This window comes from Bordetella ansorpii, assembly GCF_900078705.1.
GTDB classification, from domain to species: domain Bacteria; phylum Pseudomonadota; class Gammaproteobacteria; order Burkholderiales; family Burkholderiaceae_B; genus Bordetella; species Bordetella ansorpii_A.
On sequence record NZ_FKIF01000002.1, the window covers coordinates 259,494 to 277,106 of the forward strand.

Annotated in this window: 13 protein-coding genes; 4 read left to right on the top strand and 9 right to left on the bottom strand. The window is 67.9% G+C overall.

Annotation, left to right across the window (positions count from 1 at the left end; genetic code table 11):
- Window positions 1-5 precede the first annotated feature (5 nt).
- The 4 genes from A6745_RS04880 to A6745_RS04895 form a co-directional block, all read right to left on the bottom strand.
- Window positions 6-1,439, bottom strand: coding sequence for an aldehyde dehydrogenase family protein (locus tag A6745_RS04880; RefSeq protein ID WP_066124373.1), 1,434 nt, complete (start codon window positions 1,437-1,439; stop codon window positions 6-8).
- A gap of 185 nt (window positions 1,440-1,624) precedes the next feature.
- Entirely contained in the window at window positions 1,625-2,404 is a 780-nt protein-coding gene (locus A6745_RS04885) for an SDR family oxidoreductase (protein ID WP_066124375.1), read from the bottom strand.
- A gap of 39 nt (window positions 2,405-2,443) precedes the next feature.
- Window positions 2,444-2,662, bottom strand: coding sequence for a 2-hydroxymuconate tautomerase (locus A6745_RS04890; protein ID WP_066124376.1), 219 nt, complete (start codon window positions 2,660-2,662; stop codon window positions 2,444-2,446).
- Between the two features lie 91 nt (window positions 2,663-2,753).
- The gene (locus tag A6745_RS04895) at window positions 2,754-5,420 is read right to left on the bottom strand and encodes a DNA topoisomerase III (protein ID WP_066124378.1); all 2,667 of its coding nucleotides are present in this window, start codon (window positions 5,418-5,420) and stop codon (window positions 2,754-2,756) included.
- Window positions 5,421-5,483: 63 nt separating this feature from the next.
- Between A6745_RS04895 and A6745_RS04900 the strand changes: the two genes are divergently transcribed.
- A complete protein-coding gene (locus tag A6745_RS04900; RefSeq protein WP_066124380.1) occupies window positions 5,484-8,108 on the top strand; it encodes a GDYXXLXY domain-containing protein in 2,625 nt (874 codons plus the stop codon).
- 54 nt (window positions 8,109-8,162) lie between these two features.
- Here the strand turns inward: A6745_RS04900 and gluQRS are convergent, their stop codons facing one another.
- The 4 genes from gluQRS to A6745_RS04920 all read right to left on the bottom strand — a co-directional run bounded on the left by gluQRS (window position 8,163) and on the right by A6745_RS04920 (window position 12,829).
- Entirely contained in the window at window positions 8,163-9,044 is an 882-nt protein-coding gene (gene gluQRS, locus A6745_RS04905) for a tRNA glutamyl-Q(34) synthetase GluQRS (protein ID WP_231885909.1), read from the bottom strand.
- A gap of 57 nt (window positions 9,045-9,101) precedes the next feature.
- Window positions 9,102-9,563: a DUF494 family protein gene (locus A6745_RS04910; protein WP_066124383.1), complete on the bottom strand. Its 462-nt coding sequence runs from the start codon at window positions 9,561-9,563 to the stop codon at window positions 9,102-9,104.
- 179 nt (window positions 9,564-9,742) lie between these two features.
- The gene (locus A6745_RS04915; protein WP_066124385.1) at window positions 9,743-11,767 is read right to left on the bottom strand and encodes a TRAP transporter permease; all 2,025 of its coding nucleotides are present in this window, start codon (window positions 11,765-11,767) and stop codon (window positions 9,743-9,745) included.
- Between the two features lie 99 nt (window positions 11,768-11,866).
- On the bottom strand, window positions 11,867-12,829 hold the full coding sequence (locus A6745_RS04920) for a TAXI family TRAP transporter solute-binding subunit (protein ID WP_066124387.1): 963 nt from the start codon (window positions 12,827-12,829) through the stop codon (window positions 11,867-11,869).
- Between the two features lie 290 nt (window positions 12,830-13,119).
- On the opposite strand from A6745_RS04920, the gene A6745_RS04925 reads away from it, so the two are divergent.
- Both A6745_RS04925 and A6745_RS04930 read left to right on the top strand, forming a co-directional pair.
- The gene (locus tag A6745_RS04925) at window positions 13,120-14,271 is read left to right on the top strand and encodes a DSD1 family PLP-dependent enzyme (RefSeq protein WP_066124389.1); all 1,152 of its coding nucleotides are present in this window, start codon (window positions 13,120-13,122) and stop codon (window positions 14,269-14,271) included.
- Window positions 14,272-14,370: 99 nt separating this feature from the next.
- On the top strand, window positions 14,371-15,558 hold the full coding sequence (locus A6745_RS04930) for an acetylornithine transaminase (RefSeq protein WP_066124390.1): 1,188 nt from the start codon (window positions 14,371-14,373) through the stop codon (window positions 15,556-15,558).
- Window positions 15,559-15,829: 271 nt separating this feature from the next.
- On the opposite strand, the gene A6745_RS04935 is transcribed toward A6745_RS04930, so the two are convergent.
- Window positions 15,830-16,612, bottom strand: coding sequence for an NAD(P)H-dependent oxidoreductase (locus A6745_RS04935; RefSeq protein WP_066124392.1), 783 nt, complete (start codon window positions 16,610-16,612; stop codon window positions 15,830-15,832).
- An 86-nt stretch (window positions 16,613-16,698) separates the two neighbouring features.
- On the opposite strand from A6745_RS04935, the gene A6745_RS04940 reads away from it, so the two are divergent.
- Window positions 16,699-17,601, top strand: a complete 903-nt coding sequence (locus A6745_RS04940; protein ID WP_066124394.1) for a LysR family transcriptional regulator — start codon at window positions 16,699-16,701, stop codon at window positions 17,599-17,601.
- Window positions 17,602-17,613 lie beyond the last annotated feature (12 nt).

The window sequence follows — 17,613 nt, forward strand, 5'->3', positions numbered from 1 at the left end:
CCACATCAATCGTGCTTGATCGAAATCGTCTTCAGCACGGTAAATCCATACAGCGCCTCGAAGCCCTTTTCTCGGCCGTGGCCGCTGGCCTTCACGCCGCCGAACGGCAGTTCGATGCCGCCGCCCGCGCCGTAGTTGTTGATGAAGACCTGGCCGCTGCGCACCTTGCGGGCCAGGCGCAACTGGCGCGCGCCGTCGCGGGTCCAGATGCTGGCCACCAGCCCGTAGTCGGTGGCGTTGGCGATGCGCACGGCGTCGGCCTCGTCATCGAAAGGCATGGCCGACAGCACGGGGCCGAAAATCTCTTCCTGGCCCAGGCGATGGTCCACCGGCACGTCGCGCAGCAGCGTGGGAGCCTGGTAGAAGCCCTCGGGCGGCGCGCCATCCACCACGGCGCCGCGCGCCACGGTGGCAATGCGGTCCTGTTCGGCAGCCTTCAGGAAGCCCTGCACGCGCTCGAGCTGGGTCTTGCGGATCAGCGGGCCGCAATCCAGGTCCATCGTGGCCGGACCCGCCCGCAATTTGGCGAAGGCGGCGCCCAGGCGCTCCAGCACGGCCTCATACGAGCCGCGCTGCACCAGCAGGCGGCTGCCGGCCGAGCAGGTCTGGCCGGCGTTCTGCACGATGGCATTGACCACAACGGGCAACAGCGCATCGACGTCGGCGTCGTCGAAGACGATCTGCGGCGACTTGCCGCCCAGTTCCAGCGTCACGGGCACGTGACGCTCGGCCGCGGCCTGCGTGACCAGCGCGCCGATGCGCGGCGAGCCGGTGAACGAAATGTGATCGATACCCGGATGGCGCGTCAACGCATCGCCGGCCTCATGGCCATAGCCGGTGACGATGTTCAACGCCCCCGCCGGAAAACCCGCCTGCGCCGCCAGCTCGGCCACGCGCAGCAGCGACAGGCAGGCGTCCTCGGCGGGCTTGACCACGCACGCATTGCCCGCGGCCAGCGCGCCGCCGACGCTGCGGCCGAAAATCTGCATCGGATAGTTCCACGGCACCACGTGGCCCGTCACGCCGTGCGGCTCGCGTAGCGTCAGCACCGTGTAGCCCTGGGTGTAAGGCAGCGTCTGGCCGTGCAGCTTGTCGGCCGCGCCGCCATAGAACTCGAAGTAGCGCGCCAGGGCCGTGACGTCGGCGCGCGCCTGCCTGGTGGGCTTGCCGCAATCGCGCGATTCGATCTCGGCCAGTTCGTCGAAATGGTCCAGCACTGTCACCGACAGCTTCAACAGCAGGCGGCCGCGTTCGGCGGCGCTCAGGCGGCCCCAGGCGCCCTCGTAGGCGCGGCGCGCGGCCTGCACGGCCGCGTCGATGTCGGCGGCGTTGCCGCGCGCGATGCTGTCGAATTCCTGGCCCGAGGACGGGTCGATGACGGGGATACGCTCACCCGACGAGCCCTGCGCCGGCCGATTGTCGATGAAGTGCTGTCTCATAACCACCTCCGATAGATATGCTTGGGGAAGGCCACGTCCTCTTGATGGGATGCTTGCCGCGGACATGCCGCCACGCCATGAGCCCCGGCGGCATGCAAGGGGGAACGAGCGCGGGCCGGCACGAAATGCGCCTGATGGCGCGATGGGCCGATATCCATGGCCCACACGCCAGTGTAAACACGTCTTCAGAACTGGATGGACAAGCCCCCGTCCACGACCAGGACGTGCCCATTCACGTAAGACGCCGCGGAGGACGCCAGGAACACGGCGGCCCCGGCGATCTCCTCGGGCTGTCCCCAGCGGCGCATGGGATTGCGCGCGGCCACCACCGGCCCGACAGCGGGGTCGGCCACCATGGCGGCATTGGTCTCGGTGGCGAAAGTGCCGGGCGCGATGGCGTTGCTGGTGATGCCCAGCGGGGCATACTCCATGGCCAGCGCCCGCATCATGCCCGTCATGCCCTGCTTGGCGGCGGGATACACGGCATCGCCCGCACGCGCCAGCTCACCCACCACCGAGGTGATGGCGATCAAGCGGCCATGCCGGTGGCGCACCATGCGTTCGGCGGCCAGCTTGGACAGCACCATGCCCGCCACCAGGTCGGTGTCGATCAGCGCGCGGATTTCGGCGGGCGCCATGGCCTGCAGGGTCTTGCGGTTGCGAGCCCCCACGTTGTTGACCAGCACGTCGAGCCGCCCGAATTCGGCATCGATGCGGGAGAAGGCGGCCTCGACGGCGGCGTCGTCGGCAACGTCGAACGGCAGCGCCGAAGCGGCCAGGCCGTCGGCGCGCAGCGCCTGCACGGCCTGGCCGACGGCCTGCACGTCGCGGCCGTTGATCAGGACGTGCGCGCCACAGCCCGCCATGGCGCGCGCGATGCACAGGCCCAGCCCGCGGGCCGAACCGGTGACCAGCGCGATCTGGCCGGCCAGCGAAAACTGTTGCAGGAACGATGAGGCAGTCATGCGGCGACACTCACGTCAAGACGCAGCGCGGCACGCCGGTCAGCGCGAGGCCGATGGCAGTGGCGGCGCGGCGTTGCGGCGCGAGACCAGCGTGCCGGCGGTCGCCCAGTTCTGCGGCGCGACGTCATCGAACACCACGAACACGCTTTGCGGATTGGCGCCGGCATGCTCGACCAGCGCCTGCGTCACCGACGCGGCGATGGCGGCCTTCTGGTCTTCGGTACGGCCTTCCAGGATTTCGATACGGACGTAAGGCATGGAGATTCCTTGTTCGGAGAAAGCGACGGGCTCGGAAGCCCAACCCTGGCGCGTGGCTCGCGCACGCGCCAGGTCCGGGCGGATCGGAAGATCAACCCGCGGTCTTGGCGGCCTTCTTGGCAACCGCCTTCTTCACCGCCGTTTTCTTGGCGGCGGTCTTGGTCGCGGTTTTCCTGGCGGCCGTTTTCGTGGCCGTCTTGGCGGGCGCGGTCTTGGCCGCCGCCTTCTTGGCGGCCGTCTTGGCCGGTGCGCCTTCCGACGCCGCCGCGGCCTTGGCCGACTTCGCCGGCGCGCGGCCCGGCTTCTCGGGACGCGGCTCGAACTCGAAGCCCACCTTGCCGTCGGGCTGGCGCACCAGGAACGCCTTGAACTTGCGGTTGGTGCGGCTGGACACGAAGCCGTCCAGCAGGTCGGTGCGGCCATTGGCCAGCAGCTTTTCCATCTGCTCGCGCGAGATTTCCTGCTGCAGGATCACCTTGCCCGAACGGAAGTCGCAGGTCTTGGACGGACCGACCGACTTCTCGCAGACGTAGCTCATGCCATGCTCGAACACGCGCGACTGGCACTTGGGGCACGGACCCACCGGCGTGTGGCCGGAGAAATCCACTTCCTCGCCGTCGTCGTCATCGCTCTGGCCGAAGTCGAACTCGAGCTTGTCCTCGTCGCTGATGCGCAGGATGGCCGCGAACGGACGGCCCATCTTGCTGATGAAGCCCTGCAGCGGACCGATCTCGCGCTTGGCCAGCAGCTCTTCGACTTCCGGCAGCTCGAAGGTGCGGCCGCCCGGATGCTTGCTGATCGAGAAGTCGCACTGCGTGCACGCATAGCGGCGGTAGTTCTCTTTCACGACGCCGCGGCACTTGGGGCAGGGCGTGGCCAGGGTGGCGTAATCGCCAGGCACCGTGTCGCGCTCGTATTCCTTGGCGCGCTTGACGATCACCTGGGTCATCTGCGCGATCTCGCGCATGAAGGCCTCGCGGCCCAGGCCCCCCTGTTCGATCTGCTTGAGCTTGTGCTCCCATTCGCCGGTCAGCTCCGGCGACGTCAGTTCGGTCACGTCCAGGCCGGCCAGCAGCGTCATCAGCTGGCGCGCCTTGGCGGTGGGCACCAGGTCGCGGCCCTCGCGGCGCAGGTAGACCTCGTTCAGCAGGCCTTCGATGATGGCCGCGCGCGTGGCCGGCGTGCCCAGGCCACGCTCGGACATGGCCTCGCGCAGCTCCTCGTCGTCGACCAGCTTGCCGGCGCCTTCCATGGCCGACAGCAGCGTGGCTTCGTTGTAGCGTGGCGGCGGCTTGGTCGCCAGGCCCACCGCGTCGACCGCCTCGGTGCGCACGGTCTCGCCGTCGGCCACGGGCACCAGGTTGGCGTCCTCGCCCTGGGCTTCCTTGCCATACACGGCGAGCCAGCCCGGCGACACCAGCACCTTGCCCTCGGTCTTGAAGCGGTGGCCCTGCACTTGGGTCATGCGCGTGGTGACGCGGAACTCGGCGGACGGGAAGAACACCGCCAGGAAACGCTTGAGCACCAGGTCGTACAGCTTGCCCTCGGCTTCGCTCAGGTCGCGCGGCACCTGCAGGGTGGGGATGATGGCGAAGTGATCCGACACCTTCTTGTTGTCGAAGATGCGGCGGTTGGACTTGACCCAGTCGTTCTTCACCACCGTGGCGGCGTGCCGCGACAGCCCGCCCACCGCGGCGGAATCGCCCTGCGCCAGCACCGACATGGTCTGGCGCACGGTGCCGATGTAGTCCTCGGGCAAATAACGCGAATCGGTACGCGGATAGGTCAGGGCCTTGTGGCGTTCGTACAGTGTCTGCGCCAGGGCCAGCGTGGTCTTGGCCGAGAAGCCGAAACGGCCGTTGGCCTCGCGTTGCAGCGAAGTCAGGTCGTACAGCGCGGGCGAGGCCTGCGTCGAGGGCTTGGACTCCTCGGTGACGCTGCCCGGCTGCTCGCGGCAGGCCGCCACCACGCTCTGCGCGGCGGCCTGCGACCACAGGCGCGACTCGCGACGCTCGGGATCGCGGTCGTCCTTCTTGAAATCCGGGTCGATCCAGCGGCCCTGGTACAGGCCGGCGGCCGCCACGAAGGTGGCGTGCACTTCCCAGTAGTCGCGCGACACGAAGCGGCGGATGCGCTCTTCGCGTTCGTGCACGATGGCCAGGGTCGGCGTCTGCACGCGGCCCACCGGGGTCTTGAAGAAGCCGCCGTCCTTGCTGTTGAAGGCGGTCATGGCGCGCGTGCCGTTGATGCCCACCAGCCAGTCGGCCTCGGCGCGCGAGCGCGCGGCGGCCTCCAGCGGCTTCAACTGGACGTCGTCGCGCAGGTTCTGGAACGCGTCGCGGATCGCCTGCTGCGTCATCGACTGCAGCCACAGCCGCTGGACGGGCTTGTTCACGCCAGCGTACTGGATGATGTAGCGGAAGATCAGCTCACCCTCCCGGCCCGCGTCACAGGCATTGATCAGGGCGGTGACATCCTTGCGCTTGGCCAGGCGCACCAGCAGCTTCAGGCGCTCGGACGAGCGCTTGTCCGTCGGGCCGAGTTCGAACGCCGGCGGAATCACCGGCAGGTGCGCGAAGCTCCATTTGCCTTTCACGGGATCGTTGGGGGCGACCAAGCCGAGCAGATGCCCGATACTGGAAGCGAGCACGTAACGTTCGCTTTCAAAATAGTCGCCCTCCCGCGCGAAGCCTCCAAGGGCGCGTGATATATCCAGGGCTACCGAGGGCTTCTCGGCAATAATCAGCGTTTTGCTCATGAGTATCCAGTGGCGGCAGTCCCGCCTCGATTAGCGCGGATGATAAGAGGGGAGATTCAGGGCATGCAAGTCGGGGGTCATTCGCCAGCGGGATCGGAATTGCACACTTGGCGCCAATTCCTGGCTCGCGCGACCCTGGGATTGGGGGTCCTGCTGCTGGGCAGCGGCGTGATTTGCGGGGTCGCGGCCAACTGGCCGGCGCTGGACAAGACCGAGCGTTTCGTTGGCGCCCAGGCCCTGCTGGCGCTGTGCGCGCTGGCCGCCGCGGGCATCGGACTGCGCCTGCGCGCCGATGCCGATTCGCGGCGCCACATCGCGGGCGCGGCGCTGGCATTGGCCGGCCTGCTGCTGGGCGCCCTGCTCGCCCTCGTGGGTCAAACATACCAAACGGGCGCCGACACCTGGGAATTGTTTGCCCTCTGGGCCTTGCTGCTGCTGCCCTGGGCGCTGGTGGCGGCCAGCCAGCCGGTCTGGCTGCTTTGGGTGCTGGTCGTGAACGTCGCCGCCGCGCTGTGGCTGGGCGAGCACCTGTTCGTGTGGTGGGTGGCATTCGCGGGGCCCGGTTTCCCGAGTCTGGTGATGGCAGGACTGAACCTGCTGATGTTGACCGGCTGGGAACTGGCCGCGCGCCGTTGGCGCGCCGGCACCCGGGTCGGGCCCCGCGTGCTGGCCATCCTGGCGGTGGGCGTGCTGGTGCTGGCCCTGCTCGTGGGCGACATCATCCTGGGCCTGGGCAGCTACACCGGCATCGCCTGGATCATCGTCACCCTGATCCTGGGCCTGTATTACCTTCGCGGGCGGCGCGATCTGGTCATCCTGGCCATGCTGGCCGCCGGGGCCATCCTCGTGTCGCTGCGGGGGGTCGGAGAATGGCTGCTGCGGCTGGAGCCCGGCATCTGGGCGGTCCTGCCGCTGGCCGCGCTGCTGATGGCCGAGGCCGTGTGGGCCGCGCGCTGGCTGCGCAAACTGGCCGCGCAAAGCCCATCCCGGCGGATGGCCGATCCCGGGCCCGAAGGCGCCTCGGCGGGCAATGCGGTCGATCCCGCCGACGCCGGCGCCCCCGTCATCGGGCTGGCGGGCAGCGCCACCCTGGCACGGGCCGAGACGCCCTGGTACATCTACGGCCTGCTGGGCCTGAGCGCCTGGCTGGCGACACTGCTGCTGTTGCTGTTCCTGGCCGTGTCCGGCGTGATCGGCTCGCCGGAGATGGCGGGACTGGCCGGCCTGGCCCTGTGCACGGCCAGCATCGCAGCCTTGCGCAACGCCAGCGGGGCGTTCTGGCGCCAGTGCGCCACCGCGATGGGCTTCACCGGGCAACTCCTGATCGCGTATGGCCTGTACGACCTGTCCTCCGCCTACGGCACCTGGCTGATCGTGCTGGCGACGGGTATCGTCGTCTATGCCCTGGCTCCCGACGCGCTGCTGCGGTTTCTCAGCGGCTGGATGATGGCCCTGGCCGGCGCCTGCCTGGTCTGGCGGTTCATGTGGCCCAACCTGGCCACCAACGTCGACCTGATCGACGCCATGATGGACTACGACGTGGCCATCTCTTCCATCATCTGGCAACCGGTCGCGGTGCTGGGCGCCTGGACGGCCGCCGCGGCCTTCTGGATCGGGCACCGCCTGGCGCCGCCCCGCCAACGCAAGCTGGACCCGCTGGGCTGGTCGACCGCCATCGCCGTGCAAAGCCTGGTATGGCTGTCTGGCGGCGTGGCGGCCACGAACCTGTTCGCGCTCTGGTCGGCGCGGCCCGCCACCGCCGCGCTCAGCCTGGCCGGCGCCCTGCTGCCGGCCGTGGCCGCGGCCCTGGTGCTGGGCGCGCGCCGCGCGGCGCTGACGCCCGCGCTGGTCTGGACAGTGCCCCTGGCGCTGCTGGTGCTGGCGCTGTTCTGGCTGCCCAGCCCGGGCATCGCCTTCGCGCTGGCATGGATGCTGCTGGGGGCCGGCCTGAACAAGCCGCGCCTGACCATTTTCGGCGTGCTGGCGTTGCTGTCCTACCTGCTGATCTATTACTACCAGTTGGAAGTGCCGCTGCTGCGGAAGGCCGGCTGGCTCGCCACGGCCGGCGTCATGATGTTCCTGCTGCGCGGCATGGTGTGGCTGGTGCCGCGCGTGATGCGCACGGCGACGGCCGCGCCTTGCGTACCTGGCCGCGCCACCGCCGCCCAGCGCTGGCGCGCGGCGGGCGTGCTGGCCGGGCTGCTGCTGGCGCTGGCGGTGGCCAATACCACGATCTGGCAGCGCGAGACCCTGCTGGCCTCGGGCCGCGTGGCCATCCTGGAACTGGCGCCTGTCGATCCGCGCTCGCTGATGCAGGGCGACTACATGGCGCTGCGCTTCGCGGCGGGCAATGCCGTCAACCGGCTGCTGGACCAGGACCCGAGCCACCTGGGACCGGATGACAGCCCCTTCGTGCGCACCGAGGGCTATCTGGTGCTGGCGCCCGACGAACAGGGCGTGGCGCAGGCCGTGCGGCTGCAGGAGCGCGCGGAGCCGCGAACCGGCAACGAACTGGTGTTGCGCTACCGCGTGCGGCCCGAGGGCGTGCGCATCGTCACCAACGCCTATTTCTTCCCCGAGGGACAGGCCGGGCATTACGCGACGGCGCGCTATGGCGAGATCCGCGTGGATGACAGCGGCACGGGCCTGCTGGTTCGGATGCTGGACGAGAAGCGTCAGCCGCTGTAGGGGGGCAGCGTGCCCGCCCCGCTTTTCCTGGAGGTGCGGGTAAGGCGGCAGTGCTCAGGCCAGCGGAAAGCGCCGCGCCCAGCGTGCCGTCGCTTCGGCCAGGAAGGCCGGCACGTCCGCGGCGTCGAACCCCTCGAAGCCCAGATCGCGCCAGGCCCGGCCCAGCGTCTGCAACGGCTGCGTGGTATCCAGCGCCGCCGCGCCGTTCTGCTTGGACAGCTTCATGCCGCTGTCCGGATCCACGATCAGCGGCACGTGCATCACACGCGGCACGGGCAGGCCCAGCAGGCGCGCCAACACGCGCTGCCGCGCGGTGGAACTGAGCAGATCGGCGCCCCGCACCACATCGGTCACCCCTTGGGCGCCGTCGTCCACCACCACGGCCAGCTGATAGGCCCACAGGCCGTCCGCGCGCCGCAGGGTGAAGTCCCCCACGGCCTGCGCCACGTCCTGCTGCTGGGGGCCCAACCAGCGATCCTGGAAGGATTCCGTGCCCGACGGCACCCGAACGCGCCAAGCGCGCGCCCGGCGGCCCGGCGCCAGGCCATGGCGACAAGTGCCGGGATAGGGCCGTTCGCCATCGGCGCCGGCCTCGCCCCCGCGCAGTTGCGAGTCGGCGATTTCGCGCCGGGTACAGCCGCAGCCATAGATCAGCCCGCGCGCGGCAAGGTCATCGAACGCCTGCTGATACGCCGGACCGCGCCAGGATTGCCACATGACATCGCCGTCCCAGCGCAGCCCCAGGGCGCGCAACTGATCCATGATGCGGTCGGCGGCGCCCTGGACGGTGCGCGGGGTATCGACGTCCTCGATGCGCAGCAGCCAGCGGCCGTGCCGGGCGCGGGCGTCCAGCCAACTGCCCAGCGCGGCCACCAGCGAACCCGCGTGCAGCGGCCCGCTGGGACTGGGAGCGAAGCGGCCGATGTACGTCGTCAAGGGAATGAATGAGGGACGAGCCCCGTTTGCGAGGCCCGGAAATCCGTGCGGCGGGGCCTAGTGCAGAAGGCGGCGGCCGCCTTCGTCTTCGAGCAATTCTTCGAGCACCAGATTGTCGATTTCGGCCTCCTGGCTCCAGAGCACCATCAGCGCGATGATCTTGATACGCGACAACGGCACGGGCGTTTCGGGCGAGGCCAGCGCACGATCGATGACGATCTCGCGCAGCGGAGCCGGAAGCACGCCAGCGGATTCCAGGAAGGTGATGAAACCGATGGATTCGGTGCCGAGTTGCCGATACTCGGAATCGGTGTAGATGCGAACGCCGCTGCTGGGGACCTGCGCCAGTTCGACGCAACGCTCGGTGGTTTCGGCCAGGCCGTAGAGCCAACCCAAGGCGTCGTCGATGTCTTCGTGCTCGAACCCGGCGGCGGCGAGCCGCTTTGCCAACACGTCGGCCGCAGGACAGGCTTGCGGCGTGTAATAGTTTTCGAACAGATAAACCAGGATATCGAACATATAGCGGCCAAGTGGCCGTTTGCCCAGTCGGCCCGCATATCGGCAAACCAGCAAACGTAAATTTACTTTACGCTGATTTGCCCCATGGGGCAACTTGGTCCCACGTCCAGGTGGCCCTGGCCATCCGGGCGCGGAAACGGGGTTCGTCGCATCGACGCCACAGCCGTGTCCGGTCCCCCTCAGCCGGGCGCGGCCCCTCGCTGGGCACGGGCTTGCACCACCTGATTGACCAAGGCGGGAGCGGCGACCGCCAGCCCCAGCAGTCCGCTGGCCAGTCCCGGGGCGATGGTCAACAATGCGCCCACCGCGCACAGCAGGCGCTCCCAGGCCTTCATGCCGACCAGCATGTAGCGCGAGAAGGCCGCGGACAGCAGCACCAGGCCGATCATGCAGCCGGTCAGTGTCACCCAGAACTCATAGGGGGAGAACCCCTTCACGGAAATGAGCAGCGACGGTGAAAACACGAAGACGAACGGCACGATCAGTTTGGTGATGCCCAGGCGAAAGGCGGTGTTGCCGGTCCGGAAGGGATCGCTGCCCGCCATGCCGGCGGCGGCATAGGCCGCCAGGGCCACCGGCGGCGTGATGTCGGCCAGGATGCCGAAATAGAAGACGAAGAAATGGGCCGCGATCGGTTGCACACCCAACTGCACCAGCGTGGGCGCCGCCACCGTCACCATGATCAGGTAGTTGGCCGTGGTGGGCACCCCGCATCCCATCACGATGCACACCAGCCCGGTCATGCACAGCGCGGCCGCCAGCGTCAGGGCCTGGGTGCTGGCCAGCGCCTCGGGGATCACGGCGCCGGCGCCCGCGGCCAGCCATTGCGCCGTCGAGATCACGATGAAGGAAATCTTGAACCCCACGCCGGTCAGCGTCACCACGCCGATGATCAGGCCCACCGTGCCGGCCGCTGCGCCGACGGCCAGCGCATACTTGGCGCCGGTCTCGAATGCCTCGTACAGGTCGCGCCAGCGCAGGCGCTGATGAGGATTGAACCATCCGACCAGGATGCAGCCCGTGATGCCGCAGAACGCCGCCAGATACGGCGTGCGCCCGCTGGCCAGCACGCCGACCAGCAGCAGCAGCGGGATCAGGGTCGGCCACCGCTGGCGGAAGGACTCGCGCAGGCGAGGCATTTCCTCGGCGGTCAGGCCTCGCAGGCCCTCGCGCCTGGCCTCGAAGTGCACCTGCATGAACATGCCGAAGAAATACAGCAGCGCGGGAAAGATGCCCGCGATGGCGATCTGCTGATACGGGATGCCCAGGAATTCGATCATCAGGAAAGCGGCCGCGCCCATGATGGGCGGCGTGATCTGGCCGCCGGTGCTGGACGCCGCTTCGACGCCCGCGGCGAAGTGGCGCGGATAGCCCACGCGGATCATGGCGGGAATGGTCAGCGACCCGACCGTGACGGCGTTGGCCACGGACGACCCCGACAGCATGCCGAACATGGCCGAACCGAAGACCGACACCTTGGCCGGCCCGCCGGCGTAGCGTCCGGCGATGGTCGAGGCCGTATCCAGGAACAGCTGGCCCAGGCCGATGCGCGTGGCCAGCACGCCGAACAACACGAAATGGAACACATAGGTGGCCACCACGCCGACCGCCACCCCATAGACACCCTGGCTGGTCAGGTACATGTGGTTGACGATCTGCGCCCAGCTGTTGCCCGCGTGCTGCAGCAGGCCGGGAAACACGCGCCCGAAAGCGGCATAGGCCAGGAAGACCATCGCGATGATGGGCAGCGGCCAGCCCATGGCGCGCCGCGTGCCTTCCAGCAGCCCGACGATCAGGATCGACCCCATCGCGACGTCCAGCGGCAACGGATTGCCGACGCGATAGGCCAGGTCTTCGAAGATGTACGGAATATAGAGCACCGTCAGCGCCAGCAGGGCGGCGATCAGCCAGTCATACAGCGGCACGCCGCCCGGCGCGTACCAGGCCGGGCGCGGCTCGCGGCGGTAATGCGCCTTGCTGAACCCGAACACCAGGAAGATCAGGCTGAGCACGAAGGCCAGGTGTACGCCGCGATGCGTGGCCTCGCGCAGCAGGCCGAAACCCGCGGTGTAGTAATGGAACAGCGACAGCGCCACCAGCAGCAGCGAGACGATCCATGCGGCCGTTTTGCCCAAGGGGCGGAAGCGGATCTCGGAGTCGTAGGTTTCCGCCAGTTGCTGGGTCTTTTCGTGATCGATCTGCATGGCCTGGGGCACTCGGTGAGAATGCACGAAGACGCGGCGCGCCGGCCCCTCGACGGGGCGGCGCGCGCGGGAGAAACGCCTAATGCCTGGCGTCGGCGCTTATTTCAGCAGCCCGGCTTCCTTGTAGAACTTCTCGGCGCCCGGGTGGAACGGGATGCCCGCGCCCTTGACCGCGTTCTGCAGCGTGATGAGCTTGCCCTTGGCATGGCCGCTGTCCAGCGTCTTGCGCGTGGCGTCGCTGTACAGCTTCTTGGTCAGCTCATAGACGACGGCTTCGGGCTGCTTGTCGGAGGTGACCATCTGCGCATTGACGGAAATCGTCTTCGCCTCGGCCACGCCCTGATAGGTATTGGCCGGGATCACGTCGGGGGTGAAGAACTGCTGTTCGCCACGCAGCTTGTCGATCTCGGGACCGACCAGGGACACCAGTTCGATGCCGCCGCCACTGGAGGCCAGTTCGGCGATGGCGCCGGCCGGCGCGCCGCCCACGAAGAAGAAGGCATCCAGGCTGCCATCGCGCATCTTGTCGCCGGCCTGGTTGGGCTTGAGGTATTCGGCCTTCACATCCTTGTCGGCCATGCCGTAGGCCGCCAGGATCAGGCGCACGTCGACCAGGGTGCCCGAGCCGGGTTCGTCCATGGACACGCGCTTGCCACGCAGGTCTGCCACCGATTTGATGCCCGAGCCCTTGCGGACCACCAGATGGATGCTCTCCGGATACAGGGTGGCGATCAGCCGCAGGCCCTGTGCCTTGGGCTTGCCTTCGAACGTGCCGGTGCCGCTATAGGCCCAGTAGGCCACGTCGGACTGCGTGAAACCGGCTTCGAGCGATCCGCCCAGGATGCCGTTGATGTTGGCGACCGAACCGTTGCTGGCCACCGCGGTGGCGACCAGCTTGCCCGGTTCGGAAATCGAGTTGGCGATCATCCCGCCCACGGGGTAATAGGTCCCCGCGGTGCCGCCCGTACCGATGCGGAAGAACTGCTGGGCGTGCGCCGAGGTGGCCGCGCCCGTGATGGCCAATGCGACGGCCAGGGTCTTGATCCAGCGATTGAGCTTCATGGCTTCTCCGTAGTAATAAGGCACGACCTTGCCTGCCGTCCCTCCCAGGACAGGAAGCACACGCACGACGCGTGCGGCGTGAAAGCTGTTTCACGGTCCGCCCAGGCCGGGCCGCTCCAAAAACAACCCGTTTGGAACAAACGCCAGATATGCTGCGCTGGGAAACCTTTCTTTCCGCTTTCTTTGGGTAAATTCTTACACGGGGTCCGGCGTGCGCCAATGCTCGCGGGGCTATGGTTTACCTGGGGCGGGCTAACCCGCGCCTTCATACATATACTCCAAGAGGAAAAATGGGTTCATCCGACACTCCCACCTGCCCGGACGGCACGCCCTATCTGCCGCCCCCCGTCCTGCCCGGCCAACCCCTGGCCAGCGTGGACACACCGGCCCTGGCGATCGACCTGGACGCCTTCGAGGCCAATCTGAGAACCATGCAGGACTGGGCCGACCAGCACGGCGTCGCCCTGCGGCCCCACGCCAAGGCGCATAAATGCCCGCAGGTGTCGCTGCGCCAGCTGGCGCTCGGCGCGCGCGGCATCTGCTGCCAGAAAGTCAGCGAAACGCTGCCCTTCATCGCCGCGGGCATCCTCGACATCCATATCAGCAACCAGGTGGTCGGGCCGGCCAAGCTGGCGCTGCTGGGCCGCCTCGCACCCAACGCCATGCTCAGCGTATGCGTGGACCATCCCGGCAACGTCGACGCGCTGTCCGCCGCCATGGTGCAGGCGGGCGCGCACCTGACGGTGCTGGTCGAGGTGGACGTGGGCCAGGGGCGCTGCGGCGTGGCCGACAGCGGTCAGGCGGTGGCGCTGGCCCAGCGCATCCAGGCCGCACCGGGGCTGACCTTCGGCGGCCTGCAGGCCTATCACGGCACGGTGCAGCACCTGCGCACCCGCGCCGAACGGGCAGCGGTGTGCGCCCAGGCGGCCGAACGCGCCGCGGCGTTCGCCCAGGCGCTGCGCGACGCGGGCATCGTCTGCGAACGCATCACCGGCGGCGGCACGGGCAGCGCCGAGTTCGATGCGGCAAGCGGCATCTACACCGAGCTGCAAGCAGGCTCCTATGCCTTCATGGACGGCGACTACGGCGCCAACGACTGGGATGGCGCCATGGCGTTCCGCCACAGCCTGTTCCTGATGTCCACGGTGATGAGCACCGCCAAGCCCGGCCGCGCCGTGCTGGACGCCGGCCTGAAGTCCACCACCATCGAGTGCGGGCTGCCGTCGGTGTACGAACGCCCCGACCTGAAATACATCGCGGCCAACGACGAGCACGGCGTGGTGACGGTGCGGGAAGGCGACGGCCCCGCGCTGGGCGAGGTGCTGAAACTGGTGCCGTCGCACGTCGATCCGACCTTCAACCTGCACGATGAACTGGTGGCGTACCGCGGCGGCATGGTGGCCGAGATCTGGCCCATCGCGGCGCGCGGGCTGAGCCGCTAAGCCCTCGCCGCGCAGATCCGGCCCCGGCGGTCACGAAAGGATCGCCGGCCGGTGCTACATTTCCAGTTTTCCCCAGTTTCCCCCTTGTCAGGAACCGCCATGGACTTCAGCCAGTTCAACGTCAACGCCCTCATGGAGATCACCTCCCGCCCCGAACTGGTGTTCGTGCGAGGCCAGGGATCGTGGCTGGAAGACCATAACGGCAAGCGATATCTCGACTTCGTGCAGGGCTGGGCCGTGAACACGCTGGGCCACTGCGCGCCCGAGATGCGCCGCGCCCTGATCGACCAGTCCGAGAAGCTGATGAACCCGTCGCCGGCGTTCTACAACCAGCCTTCGATCGACCTGGCCACGCGCCTGACCGGCGCCTCGTGTTTCGACCGCGTGTTCTTCGCCAACAGCGGCGCCGAGGCCAACGAAGGCGCCATCAAGCTGGCGCGTAAATGGGGCCAGGTACACCGCGACGGCGCCTACAAGATCATCACCATGGATCACGGCTTCCATGGCCGCACCCTGGCCACCATGTCGGCCTCGGGCAAGCCGGGCTGGGACAAGATGTTCGCGCCGCAGGTCGAGGGCTTCCCCAAGGCCACGCTGAACGACCTGGACTCGGTGCGCGCGCTGATCGACGACAAGACCGTCGCCATCATGCTCGAGCCCGTGCAGGGCGAGGCCGGCGTGTTCCCCGCCACGAAGGAATTCATGCAGGGCCTGCGCAAGCTGGCCGACGAACACAGGATGCTGCTGATCGTCGACGAAGTGCAGACCGGCATGGGCCGCACCGGCACGATGTTCGCGTACCAGCAGTTCGACGTGGTGCCCGACATCATGACGCTGGCCAAGGGCATCGGCGGCGGCGTGCCGCTGGCCGCGCTGCTGGCCCGCCAGGAAGTGTGCGTGTTCGCCTACGGCGACCAGGGCGGCACCTACAACGGCAATCCGCTGATGGCCGCCGTGGGCGTGGCCGTGTACGACACGCTGACCTCGCCGGGCTTCATGGAAACGCTGGCCGCGCGCACCCGGCAGCTGTCCGAGGGCCTGCTGGCCCTGTCGGCGAAGTGGGGCATGAAGGGCGAACGCGGCATGGGCCTGCTGCGCGCCCTGCTGCTGGACCGCGACGACGGCCCGGCCATCGTCGATGCCGCCCGCAACCTGCCGGAAGGCCTGCTGCTGAACGCCCCGCGTGCCAACCTGCTGCGCTTCATGCCGGCGCTGAACGTCACCGAAGCCGAAGTGACGCGCATGCTGGAGCAATTGGACACGGTGATCGCGGCGGTTCGCAAGTAAAGCCGGGCCGACCCGCCCAAAGAAGCGCCATGCTGTTCATTCAGCATGGCGCTTTTTATTTGTAGGACTGCCCTGGTAATCCGCTCGGTGGATCGTTCGATGCATGAAGCGGGCTTAGCGTGCGCGATCACTGGCCCGCAGAGACCACGCGTTGAGATCGCCCCAGTGGCCTTGGGCCCTGTAAACCTGGGACCAAAATAAGGCCCCGCCAGCCTCTTGCGTAAAACCATCCACCGCTTCCTGGAAGATCGCCGCACACGAGGAGCCGCGCTCAGTGCCCGGCCAGATGGACGTCCAACCCCGTCGCATCCGGCGCCAATCCCGGCTTGAGCGTCAGGTCCGGAATCGAATAATCGCCCCCGTTCTGCTTGCGGAACGGGATGGGCGCCGCGGTGAAGAGCGTGTCCAAGCGCCGGCCCAGGGCATCGCGCACCTCCGCATAGTTGCCCTCGCCGATCTTGCCGGTGCGATAGATCACGTGTGGCGGCAGCACGTCGAACCCGGGATAGAACAGCACGCCATGTTGAATGGGGAACAGCAGATGGTCGATCAGGCCGTTCACGCCTCTCGGGCCGTAATGCGGCGCCCATCCTCCCGCCGACACCACCAGCATGGCGCGCTTGCCCGCCAAGGTGCCCTCGCCATAGCGGTCGCCCCAATGCATGTCCGAATGCTCGCCGACGCCATAGGCGAAACCGTATGCATACACACGGTCGACCCAGCCCTTCATGATGGCCGGCATCGAAAACCACCACAACGGAAACTGCAGGATGACGGCATCGGCCCAGCGCAGCTTGTCCTGCTCGCGCGCGATGTCGGCGCTCTGGGTGCCGCGCTGGAAGGCGATGCGCGAGTCTTCGGAAGGGTGGAAGCGCGCGCCCGGCTCACTGGCGGTGTTGTCGCCGGCATCCACTTCCGCCTTCCATTTCATTGCGTACAGGTCGGACACCTGCACGGCGTGGCCCGCTTCCCGCAGATGCCGCACGGTGTAGTCGCGCAACGAACCGTTCAACGAACGGGGCTCGGGGTGGGCGTAGACCAGCAGTACGTTCATGATGTGTGCTCCAGAGTGCTCATGGACACACGATAGGTTTCGACGGCTTATAGTGGAAATGAATTATCCGGATATCAGGTATTGCCTTGGACAATTTCCTCAGACGCATCGATCTCAACTTGCTGGTGACGCTGGACGCCTTGCTGGCGGAGCACCACGTCACCCGCGCGGCTGAACGGCTGCATCTGGCGCAGCCCACCGTCAGCGTGCAACTGGCCAGGCTGCGCGAACTGTTCGGCGATCCGCTGCTGCTGCCCGGACCGCGCGGCATGCGGCCAACGGCCAGGGCCGATGAATTGCGTGGCCCCTTGCGCCTGGCCTTGCAGGCACTGGGCCAGGCGGTGGCGCCGTCTGCGCCGTTCGACCCCGAGGGCGCCACCGATACGTGGCGGCTGTCGATGTCGGATTACGGCGAGGCCAATATCCTGTTGCCCGCGCTGGCAGACCTGCGCGCCGCCGCGCCCGGAACGCGACTGGCCATCCTGGACCTGCAACCGCCCCTGATCGCACGGCAGCTGGAGCAGGGCGAGGCCGACCTGGTGTTTCACATCGTCGGCGAATCGCCGGAGGGACTGCGCAGCCGCCCCCTGTTCAAGGAACGCTACGTGCTGGCCTGCCGCGTCGATCATCCCCGGCTGAGGCGGCGGCCCACGCTGGCGCAGTACTGCAAGCTGGAGCATGTGGTCGTGTCGCCGGACGGTGGAGGTTTCCATGGCCCCACCGATACCGTGCTGGCAAAGCTGGGAATGACGCGCCATACGGCGCTGTCGGTGCCGAATTTCCTGATCGTCGGCCAGGTGCTGGCGGCCACCGACATGGTGGCGATGATGCCGTCACGGCTGGTGCGGGCCAATCCCGCGTTGCGCGAAGTGGCGCCGCCGGTGGAGGTGCCGGGCTATGAAATGCTGATGCTGTGGCACGAGCGCAAGCATCGGGATCCCGGCCTGCAGTGGCTGCGCGAACATATCGTGGCGGCCATCGGACGTTGATCGCCTCACATC

Excerpts from the sequence above, each read along its gene's own strand:
- A6745_RS04880 (WP_066124373.1), bottom strand. The coding sequence starts at position 1,439 with ATGAGACAGCACTTCATCGACAATCGGCCGGCGCAGGGCTCGTCGGGT.
- A6745_RS04885 (WP_066124375.1), bottom strand. The coding sequence starts at position 2,404 with ATGACTGCCTCATCGTTCCTGCAACAGTTTTCGCTGGCCGGCCAGATC.
- A6745_RS04890 (WP_066124376.1), bottom strand. The coding sequence starts at position 2,662 with ATGCCTTACGTCCGTATCGAAATCCTGGAAGGCCGTACCGAAGACCAG.
- A6745_RS04895 (WP_066124378.1), bottom strand. The coding sequence starts at position 5,420 with ATGAGCAAAACGCTGATTATTGCCGAGAAGCCCTCGGTAGCCCTGGAT.
- A6745_RS04900 (WP_066124380.1), top strand. The coding sequence starts at position 5,484 with ATGCAAGTCGGGGGTCATTCGCCAGCGGGATCGGAATTGCACACTTGG.
- A6745_RS04910 (WP_066124383.1), bottom strand. The coding sequence starts at position 9,563 with ATGTTCGATATCCTGGTTTATCTGTTCGAAAACTATTACACGCCGCAA.
- A6745_RS04915 (WP_066124385.1), bottom strand. The coding sequence starts at position 11,767 with ATGCAGATCGATCACGAAAAGACCCAGCAACTGGCGGAAACCTACGAC.
- A6745_RS04920 (WP_066124387.1), bottom strand. The coding sequence starts at position 12,829 with ATGAAGCTCAATCGCTGGATCAAGACCCTGGCCGTCGCATTGGCCATC.
- A6745_RS04925 (WP_066124389.1), top strand. The coding sequence starts at position 13,120 with ATGGGTTCATCCGACACTCCCACCTGCCCGGACGGCACGCCCTATCTG.
- A6745_RS04930 (WP_066124390.1), top strand. The coding sequence starts at position 14,371 with ATGGACTTCAGCCAGTTCAACGTCAACGCCCTCATGGAGATCACCTCC.
- A6745_RS04935 (WP_066124392.1), bottom strand. The coding sequence starts at position 16,612 with ATGAACGTACTGCTGGTCTACGCCCACCCCGAGCCCCGTTCGTTGAAC.